Source organism: Acidisoma sp., assembly GCF_035492295.1.
In the GTDB taxonomy this organism is placed as follows: domain Bacteria; phylum Pseudomonadota; class Alphaproteobacteria; order Acetobacterales; family Acetobacteraceae; genus Acidisoma.
In genome coordinates this window covers 1-8,686 of the sequence record NZ_DATJJK010000096.1, presented here as the reverse complement: position 1 = coordinate 8,686, position 8,686 = coordinate 1, and the positions used below count along the sequence as shown (strand labels likewise).

10 protein-coding genes are annotated in these 8,686 nt (G+C 67.1%); 4 read left to right on the top strand and 6 right to left on the bottom strand.

What is annotated here, in order from left to right:
• The 3 genes from VL752_RS06675 to VL752_RS06665 form a co-directional block, all read left to right on the top strand.
• The coding region (locus VL752_RS06675) for a pyridoxal phosphate-dependent aminotransferase (RefSeq protein ID WP_325353411.1) at positions 1-1,114 on the top strand (1,114 nt) is incomplete at its 5' end.
• Between the two features lie 103 nt (positions 1,115-1,217).
• A complete protein-coding gene (locus VL752_RS06670) occupies positions 1,218-1,460 on the top strand; it encodes a hypothetical protein (protein ID WP_325353409.1) in 243 nt (80 codons plus the stop codon).
• A gap of 26 nt (positions 1,461-1,486) precedes the next feature.
• Positions 1,487-2,689: a pyridoxal phosphate-dependent aminotransferase gene (locus VL752_RS06665; RefSeq protein WP_325353407.1), complete on the top strand. Its 1,203-nt coding sequence runs from the start codon at positions 1,487-1,489 to the stop codon at positions 2,687-2,689.
• Here the strand turns inward: VL752_RS06665 and VL752_RS06660 are convergent.
• A complete protein-coding gene (locus tag VL752_RS06660; RefSeq protein ID WP_325353405.1) occupies positions 2,661-3,188 on the bottom strand; it encodes a GNAT family N-acetyltransferase in 528 nt (175 codons plus the stop codon). The genes VL752_RS06665 and VL752_RS06660 overlap by 29 nt on opposite strands.
• Before the next feature lie 223 nt (positions 3,189-3,411).
• On the opposite strand from VL752_RS06660, the gene VL752_RS06655 reads away from it, so the two are divergent.
• Entirely contained in the window at positions 3,412-3,822 is a 411-nt protein-coding gene (locus VL752_RS06655; protein WP_325353403.1) for a VOC family protein, read from the top strand.
• A 44-nt stretch (positions 3,823-3,866) separates the two neighbouring features.
• On the opposite strand, the gene VL752_RS06650 is transcribed toward VL752_RS06655, so the two are convergent.
• The 5 genes from VL752_RS06650 to VL752_RS06630 all read right to left on the bottom strand — a co-directional run.
• The gene (locus VL752_RS06650) at positions 3,867-5,018 is read right to left on the bottom strand and encodes a GNAT family N-acetyltransferase (protein ID WP_325353401.1); all 1,152 of its coding nucleotides are present in this window, start codon (positions 5,016-5,018) and stop codon (positions 3,867-3,869) included.
• A 161-nt stretch (positions 5,019-5,179) separates the two neighbouring features.
• Positions 5,180-5,644 (bottom strand): RidA family protein, encoded by a 465-nt coding sequence (locus VL752_RS06645; protein ID WP_325353399.1) that lies wholly within the window; start codon positions 5,642-5,644, stop codon positions 5,180-5,182.
• On the bottom strand, positions 5,641-5,976 hold the full coding sequence (fdxA, locus tag VL752_RS06640) for a ferredoxin FdxA (RefSeq protein ID WP_325353397.1): 336 nt from the start codon (positions 5,974-5,976) through the stop codon (positions 5,641-5,643). Before fdxA ends, VL752_RS06645 begins: the two co-directional genes overlap by 4 nt.
• A 35-nt stretch (positions 5,977-6,011) precedes the next feature.
• The gene (locus tag VL752_RS06635) at positions 6,012-6,461 is read right to left on the bottom strand and encodes an RNA-binding S4 domain-containing protein (RefSeq protein WP_408863068.1); all 450 of its coding nucleotides are present in this window, start codon (positions 6,459-6,461) and stop codon (positions 6,012-6,014) included.
• A 10-nt stretch (positions 6,462-6,471) separates the two neighbouring features.
• Positions 6,472-8,686, bottom strand: a 2,215-nt coding sequence (locus tag VL752_RS06630) for a helicase-related protein (protein ID WP_325353394.1), incomplete at its 5' end; no start/stop codon positions are given.

Here is an 8,686-nt window from a genome sequence, read left to right as displayed (position 1 = left end):
CCGGGACATCATTAGCCTGTCCGCCGGCGAGCCAGATTTCGATACGCCCCAGAACGTCAAGGATGCCGCCATCCGCGCCATCCAGGCGGGCGACACCAAATATACCGACGTCTCCGGCACCGCCGCGCTGAAACAGGCGGTGATCGCCAAGTTCAAGCGCGACAGCAACCTGGACTATGCGCCGAACGAGGTCATGGTCTCGACCGGCGGCAAGCAGGTCATCTTCAACGCCATGCTGGCGACGCTCAATGCCGGGGACGAGGTCATCATCCCCGCCCCTTGCTGGGTGAGCTATCCGGACATCGTTTCGCTCGCCGACGGCAAGCCGGTGATCGTCCCTTGCGGCGAGAACAGCGGCTTCAAGCTGAGCCCCGCGGATCTCGAAGCCGCGATCACGCCCAAGACCCGCTGGCTGATCCTGAACAGCCCGAGCAACCCGACCGGGGCGGCCTATTCGGCCGCCGATCTGCGCGGCCTCGCCGACGTGCTGCTGCGCCATCCCAATGTCTGGGTGCTGACCGACGACATCTACGAAAAGCTCGTCTATGACGATTTTGAGTTTGCAACCCTGGCGCAGGTCGAGCCGGGTCTGAAAGACCGCACGCTGACCATGAACGGCTGCTCCAAAGCCTATGCCATGACCGGCTGGCGCATCGGCTTCTGCGGCGGCCCCGCCGCTCTCATCAAGGCGTTGGACAAGCTGCAGAGCCAGTCGACCTCCAACACCTCCTCCATCAGCCAGGCGGCGGCGGTGGAAGCGCTGAACGGGCCCCAGGATTTCCTCAAGGACTGGACCGACACCTATCGCGCCCGGCGCAATCTGGTGGTGGAAATGCTGAACAAGGCGGAAGGCATCCATTGCGCGACGCCCGAAGGCGCTTTCTACGTCTTCCCATCGGTCGCCGGTTGCATCGGCAAGACCAGCCGCTCGGGCGTGGTCATCCGCGATGACGAGGCCTTTGTGACCGCGCTGCTGGAGGAAGAGGGTGTGGCCGCCGTGCATGGCGCGGCCTTCATGTTCCCCGGGCATTTCCGTATCTCCTACGCAACGGATACGGACTCTCTCCGAAAGGCTTGCGAGCGCATCCAGCATTTCTGCGCCGGCCTGAAGTAAGTTTTTCCGACCGGAGAGACCGTCTGCCGCAGGCGGCCGGTCTCATTCTCCATCCGCCGCCCGTGCCTGAGGCGGTCGGGTGGGGCATCAAGGAAGCCGCAGCGTGGGTCAAAGCATCTGGGCCAAGGCGCGTGGCAGTACCGTCGCCGTCTATTTCCTGGCCGGGATCATGACCTGGCCCGTGGTCACGGCCGTGATCTATTGGGGCGACCGGCTGACCAGCAACCTCACCAGTTTGGGCCCAGCGGAGACGGGAATCAGTTTCTGGGCCGCGGGCGGGTACTCGCTTCTGCTCTCAGCGCTCATCATGGTCGCGGGCTGGCTGCAGTCTGCCCGGAAATCCTAGAGCTATTGATAAGGGTCACGAATCGGATGCCCGCACTCTCAGAGCGCCTTGGCCGCGCCGAAACCGCTGCCGCCGTCCAGATGTCCACCCGCGCGCGGGAAATGCGGGCGGCGGGCCACAACGTCATCTCGCTTGCCATTGGCGAGCCCGATTTCGCGACACCCGAGGTTGCGATCGAAGCCGCCGCGAAGGCGGCGCACGAAGGCTTGACCAAATATCCGCCGGTGGATGGGCTGCCCTTGCTGAAAGCCGCCATTCAAAGAAAATTCGCCCGCGACCAGAAGATCGACTTTGCCTTGAACGAGATCGTGGTCTCGAACGGCGGCAAGCAGGCGATCTTCAACGCCTTCGCCGCGACGGTGGACGAGGGGGACGAGGTGGTGATCCCCGCGCCCTACTGGTCCTCCTACGCCTTGACGGCGCAATTCCTCGGCGGCGTTTCCGTCCCCGTCTCCTGCCCGGCCAACAACGGTTTCCGGCTCCGGCCCGAGGATCTCGATGCTGCCATCACGCCGCGGACGAAATGGGTGGTGCTGAACGCGCCCAATAACCCGACGGGTGCCGCCTATTCGGCCGAGCAGCTGGCCGCCCTCGCGGCCGTGCTCGAGCGCCATCCCCATGTCTGGATCTTCTCGGACGAAATCTATGAGCATCTCCGCTATGACGGCGCCGGGTCCGTCAGCATCGCGGCCGTCGCACCCGGGCTGCGGGACCGCACCGTCGTCATGTCCGGCGTTTCCAAAACCTACGCCATGACGGGCTGGCGCATCGGCTTCTCGGGCGGACCCGCCGCCCTCATCCGCGCCATGACCGTGGTGCAGAGCCACACGACCGCGGGGATTTCGACCGTCGGGCAGGCGGCGGCAGCAGCCGTGCTCGACGCTCCCCAGGCGATGGTGGGCGAGATGGTCGCAGCCTATCACCGGCGGCGAGACATGGTGGTGGGCATGCTGCGGCGGGCCCCCGGTCTCACCTGCGCCATGCCCGAGGGCGCCTTCTATGTTTTTCCGTCCGTGGCCGGCTGCCTCGGCCGCACCAGCGCCGGCAGCCGCCGCATCGAGACCGACCGCGATTTCGCCATGGCGCTGCTGGAGGAGGCGCATGTCGCCCTCGTCCATGGTGCCGCCTTCGGCATGAGCCCCTATGTGCGGATTTCCTACGCGACGGACGACGCCTCATTGGAAGACGCCTGCAGCCGGATCATTCGATTCTGCGAGACACTGCGCTAAGCACATGGCGGCGATAGGGGCTTCCGGGCAAGGCTTCGCCCTCGGCCGGAAAGCGTAGCTTCATGGCCACCCGGAGCGAGGCCACATTCCCGGGCATGATCCCGGCCACGACCTCCGGGAGCCCGAGCGTGCCGAAGGCATGGCCGAGAATCGTCCGTGCCGCCTCGGTCGCGTAGCCGCATCCCCAGACCTCGGGGTGCAGCCGCCAGCCGATCTCGATGGCGGGACCCACCGCATCCTCCGGGATGAGCAGAACCCAGCCCGCAAAGCGGGTGGGCTCGGCGCGTGGCCGGATCGTCCAATAGCCCATGCCCGGCGGCCAGGGGCCGCTGGTCCGCGCCTCAGTAAAGGCACGATGGGCCGCCGGATCGGCCCAGGGGCCGCTGACGTGATCGCTGACACCGGGCGCGCGATCCATGGCGAGACAGGTCTCCGTCTCGGCAAGGCTGCGGGGTGCCAGCCGCAGCCTGGCAGTCTCGAAACTGGGTTGGATCTGCATCAAACGCTTGCGGGTTCGGCGGTTCGGGCAGCTTGATCCGGACCGAATATTTCCGCAACCTCTCCCGCGATGCCATGCAAGGAAGACAAAGCAATGCGGACCCGCCTTCTCTTGGCCGCTGCCTGGGCCGCCGGCGCATGGCCAAATCCCGCGACGCCTGCGCGCGTCCGGCAAAAAACATCAAAAGCCGCGGCAACGGCGCCATTCTGCACGGGAGAGTAAGATGGATTTCAGTCAGCTTCACGCCATCAGCGACATCTGCCTGCTCGTCCAAAATCTCGACCGCTCAATCGCCTTCTATACGGAGAAGTTGGGTTTCACGGTCACGCGGCGGGTGGAGGGCTTCGCCGCCTTCAACAGCCGGGGCGTCTGCCTCGTCGTCTGGGAGACGGGCCATGTGCCGGACGAGCCGCGCACGACGCCGCTGGCGCCCCGGGACGCCGGGCATCCAGCCTGCCTCTCGGTCAAGCTGCCCTCGCCCCGGGAGGTCGACCAAATGCACGAAACCTTGCTCGCCCGAGATATCGCCGTCCGCCGCCCCCCGGCCGACTATCCCTGGGGCGCACGCTGCTGCTATTTCGCCGATCCGGATGACTATCTCTGGGAAGTCTACGCCGAGATCCCGTCAGCCTAGAGCGCCATCGTGCGGTGAAGCGCATTCTAGGTTATTGATAAGGTTCAGCTATCTTCCTTGAAGGGCGAGAGCGTGGACAGGGCCTCCATCTGCTGGAGGATGGCAGGGCGTTCCTCGTCGAGGAACTGCCCGATGGCGCGGCGAAGCCCCCTATGCCTGATCCAATGGGCGGAAAAGGTCGGCTGCGGCAGGTAGCCGCGCTGGATCTTGTGCTCGCCCTGGGCGCCGGCCTCGACCCGAGCGAGACCCTCGGCGATCGCGAAATCGATCGCCTGATAGTAGCAGAGCTCGAAATGCAGGAAGGGCCAGTCCCCCCGGCAACCCCAGTTGCGGCCATAGAGCGTATCGGCGCCTATGAGATTCAGCGCGGCGGCCACCGGCGTCTTGCCATCGAAGGCCATCATCAGCACGACGCGATCGGCGAGCCGCTCCGACAGCATGGGGAAGAAACGCCGGGTGAGATAGGCGCTCCCCCATTTGCGGTCGACGGTCGACTGGTAAAAACCGAAGAAGACATCCCAGAGGGATCGGGTGATCTCGGCCCCGCGCAGGGTGCGGAAGGTGAGGCCCGCGGCCTGGGCGTCCCGCCGCTCGCGCCGGATCGATTTCCGTTTCCGGGACGACATGGCACCCAGGAAATCGTCGAAGCTGCCATAGCCGGCGTTCGACCAATGGAACTGAGTGCCGATGCGCGGCAGCCAGCCGACCTCGGCAAGCGCCGCCCATTCCTCCTCCCGGCAGAAGGTGACATGGACGGACGAGAGGTCGAGTTCCTCGCAGGCCTGAGCCAAAGCCTGTGCCAGGGCGGTCATCGGCACGGGTGAGCCGGGCCGGCGCAGAAGGCGCGGACCAGGGACGGGGCTGAAGGGCACGGCCGCCTGAAGCTTGGGGTAGTAGCTGCCCCCTGCCCGCTCGAACGCATTGGCCCACCCGTGGTCGAAGACGTATTCGCCATAGGAATGGGATTTCGCGTAGAGCGGCACGATGGCCTGGACCGCCCCGGCCTCGTCGCGCAGCACGGCATGCTGCGGCAACCAGCCGGTTCGGCTGCCGGCCGAGCCGCTATCCTCCACCGCGCTGAGAAAGGCGTGGCTGACGAAGGGATTCTCCGTCCCCGCACAGAGAGTCCAGTCCTTCGGGTCGATCTCGTGGATGGAGCTGTGGAGGCTGAGAGAAAGGCTGGCACCGTCCGGCATGGGGCGAAGATAGTGCAGCGCAGCGCAAAATGCGATTCCCGGTCGCGCACCTCGCCTCCCGGGCGTCGGGATGCCCGAGAAACTCCTAGCAATTTACCAAAAATAAAGGCGGCGGCGAGATATCCCGCCGCCGCCTTTGCACTCATCCAGCCATTGCCAGATCAGGCGATGGCGAAGAGCCCCTCGACCTCGACCGCCGCGCCGAGCGGCAGGGCCGCGACGCCCACTGTGGAGCGGGCATGGCGGCCGACATCACCGAATACCTCGACCGCGAGATCGGAAGCGCCGTTCATGACCGCCGCCTGGGCGGTGAAATCGGGGGCAGACGCGATAAAGCCGCCGAGACGCAGCACGGCTGTCACCCGGTCCAAATTGCCGCCGCAGGCGACGCGAAGCTGAGCCATCAGATTGATGAAGCTGAGGCGCGCGGCAAAACGGCCGGTATCGACATCGACCTCGGCGCCGAGATGGCCCATGGCGAAGATCTTGCCGTCCTGCAGCGGCAGCTGGCCGGAGATCGTCACCAGGCCATTGTGGATGGTGTAGGGGACATAATTGGCGACCGGCGCAGCCGGCACAGGCAACACGATGCCGAGGGCGGCCAGGCGCTCGTCGATGCGGCTCATGAGGGGCTCCCGGGTTCGGCCGAAAAGAGCGCTTCCTTGCCCGGCTTGTCTTTCCACTCGTCCGCATCCGCGGGAGGCGTGCCCTTGCGGGTGATGTTCGGCCAGCTCTCGGAGAAGCGGCGATTGCGCTCAGCCCAGGCAGTGGCGCGATCGTCGCTGTCAGGCAGAATCGCTTCCGCCGGGCATTCCGGCTCGCAGACGCCGCAATCGATGCATTCGTCCGGATTGATCACCAGCATGTTCTCGCCGACGTAGAAACAGTCCACCGGACAGACTTCGACGCAGTCCATATATTTGCAGCGAATGCAGTTTTCGGTGACCACGTAGGTCATTCAACGCTCCTGGAGATGGTCCGCGGGATCGGCTCTCATGCGCATCCCCCGCGATCCGGCGGCAAGGAGGCCTGGAGCCCATCCCGGATATTGCCGGTGTCCGGCGCTTCATGGGTGCCTTCGTATGCCGCCGCACTCTCGTTCGTGCAAGGCCCGTCGCTTTGAAACGGTACGGCATCAGCCTCCTGCTCAAGCACTTCTTCGTAGAGCAGGCGGGCCTCGGGCGCCGGGCCACGGCGGCTCGCCAGCGCCCGTACCCGCCAGACCCGCACCTCGCCCCGCAGCGCGAGCGTCAGAACGTCGCCCACCCGCAGCTTGGCGTGGGGCTTCACCGTCGGTTGACGGTTAAGACGGAGCGCCCCGCCCTCCACCAGGCGCGCGCAATCCGAACGGCCACGGGCGACCCGGGCACACCACAGCCACAGGTCGAGGCGCTGCGACGTCCCCTCGCTCGGCGCGTGGGCCTTTCCGGGACGTCCGTTCATAGCCCGCAACTCATCGCCGCGCAGCACCAAGGCGCGCGGCCGCGGGGCGAAATTGGGCCAGGGTCGCGAAGGGGCTGTCGGGCCGCGGTGGCTCAGGCTTCCGCTCCGCTTCGCTGCGTCCCCGGGCGCGTCCAGGGCTCAAGGGCGCGATCATTGGCGGCGGCGGCGGCCCGTATTCGCCTTGCGCGAAGGTCGGCGCGGGAATCAAGCGGAAGCCGAGGGAGCGCAGCGCCACGGGCAGCGCCTCCGCCTTGACCGAAAGGCGCGAGGCGATACCGCGCGGCAGGGGCATGCGCCCACCCTGCGCCCGCGCGCCCGCACGAAGTTCCCGCGCCAGCTTCTCGGCAACGTCGAGGCGCAACAGCACCGGGCCGGCCGGCACCCAGCCCAGCGCCTCGGCGAAGCCAGGCGCCCAGGGCTGGTCCGCACGGATCGCGGTCAGGCTCGGCAGCGGCAGCGCCGGGGTCGGGGCGCCGCGAGAGAGCGCCAGCAAAGCCGCGCGCAATGCCATCGGCTGGGGTTTGAGGAGCGCGGGCAGAAACCAGGCCATGCCGCCGCCCGCAAGCCGGACAGGACCGTGCACCGGCCGGTCATCAGGTTCGGCACGGGCGACGCCCAAGCCCTCGCCAAGGCGATGCAGGAGGCCACGCGCTTCAGGCCGGGTCCGTCCCGCCTCCAGAGCCTTGAAGAGCGGCGCGAAGGTTTCCGCGACCTCCGCGTCGATGAAGGCCTGGCAGCGCCGACGCACCCGTTCGCGCAACGGGCCATCGAGGAAGTCACTCGTGATGACCTCGACCATGGGCCGCAGAAGGGAATGGCCCGGGCGCAGCTTCGCCACCGCCTGCCCCTGCCAGAGCAGGTGGTGCCGGTCGGTCCGGGTGATCTCGGAATCGGGCGCTGCCTCGAAGCGGCCGACGCGGCGCGGCATTTCCTCGCCCAGCGCGCGCCGTGCCGCGCGCATCACCATACGCTTCTCGTCACCGACCGCGGCCGGATCAGGGAGAAAGGAAAAGGCCGCGACATGGCCGACGGAATGACCTTCGACCACCACCTCGCCACGCCCGGTGACGGCGGAGAGCAGATCCTGCCCTTCCCGCTCCTCCAGCCGGCGCATGAGCAAGGCTGCGCGGCGGTCCACGAAGCGGTGCATCAGCTTTTCGTGCAGGCTGTCGGAGATCATATCCTCCACCGCCCGCGCACGACCCTGCCAATGGGCGGCATCCCGCACCCAATCGTCCCGCGCCACGATATAGGACCAGACACGCACGCCGGAGAGGCGCTGCATCAGGGTATCGATATCGCCCTCGATGCGCGCCAGCCGGTCGATCTGGCTGCCGATCCAGTCGACCGGGAGGTGGCCTTGTTCGGCGACATGGCGGAACACCCGGGCGCAGAGGGCGGCATGGCTGTCATCCGCGATCTTGCGAAAATCAGGAATCTGGCAGGCGTCCCACAGCAGCCGCACCGAGCGCCGCCCATGGGCGCGGGCCCGTACCTCCATGTCACGCGCGAGCGTCGTCAGGGTTTCCAGGTCGGAGGCGTCATTGCCGCGCATGAGGCCCCGGCGCGGGGGGGCGGCCAGCAGGCTGGCCAGAAGCCCGTCGACCGACGTGAAATCGAGGTCGCTGTTGCGCCAGAAGATCTGCTCGATCGCATCGAAATCATGGTTCTCGACCGCGCGGACCATCTCTTCCGGCAGCGGGGGGCATTCGCCGGTGCTGCCGAAGGTGCCGTCCCGCATCCCGCGCCCGGCGCGGCCGGCAATCTGGGCGGCCTCGGGTGCAGTCAGCCGGCGCAGCTTATGGCCGTCGAATTTCGAAATGCCGGCGAAGCCGACATGATCGACATCCATGTTGAGGCCCATGCCGATGGCATCCGTCGCCACCAGGAAATCGACCTCCTTCTCCTGGTAGAGGGCGACCTGGGCGTTGCGCGTGCGGGGCGAGAGCCGGCCCATGACCACGGCACAGCCACCGCGCCTGCGGCGGATCATCTCGGCGATGGCGTAGACTTCGGCCGCCGAGAAGGCGACGACGGCGCTGCGCGGCGGCAGGCGGGTGAGTTTCACCGGCCCTGCGTGGTGCAGCTGGGAGAGGCGCGGCCGGGTCTCGATCACGGCATCGGGGACAAGGCGCTGGATGAGCGGGCGGATGGTCTCCGCGCCCATGAACATCGTCTCCACCATGCCGCGGGCGCGAAGCAGACGATCGGTGAAGATATGGCCG

What these genes read in the sequence shown, in the direction of transcription:
- VL752_RS06665 (WP_325353407.1), top strand. Translation starts at nt 1,487, where the DNA reads ATGCCCGCACTCTCAGAGCGCCTTGGCCGCGCCGAAACCGCTGCCGCC.
- VL752_RS06660 (WP_325353405.1), bottom strand. Translation starts at nt 3,188, where the DNA reads ATGCAGATCCAACCCAGTTTCGAGACTGCCAGGCTGCGGCTGGCACCC.
- VL752_RS06655 (WP_325353403.1), top strand. Translation starts at nt 3,412, where the DNA reads ATGGATTTCAGTCAGCTTCACGCCATCAGCGACATCTGCCTGCTCGTC.
- VL752_RS06650 (WP_325353401.1), bottom strand. Translation starts at nt 5,018, where the DNA reads ATGCCGGACGGTGCCAGCCTTTCTCTCAGCCTCCACAGCTCCATCCAC.
- VL752_RS06645 (WP_325353399.1), bottom strand. Translation starts at nt 5,644, where the DNA reads ATGAGCCGCATCGACGAGCGCCTGGCCGCCCTCGGCATCGTGTTGCCT.
- fdxA (WP_325353397.1), bottom strand. Translation starts at nt 5,976, where the DNA reads ATGACCTACGTGGTCACCGAAAACTGCATTCGCTGCAAATATATGGAC.
- VL752_RS06635 (WP_408863068.1), bottom strand. Translation starts at nt 6,461, where the DNA reads ATGAACGGACGTCCCGGAAAGGCCCACGCGCCGAGCGAGGGGACGTCG.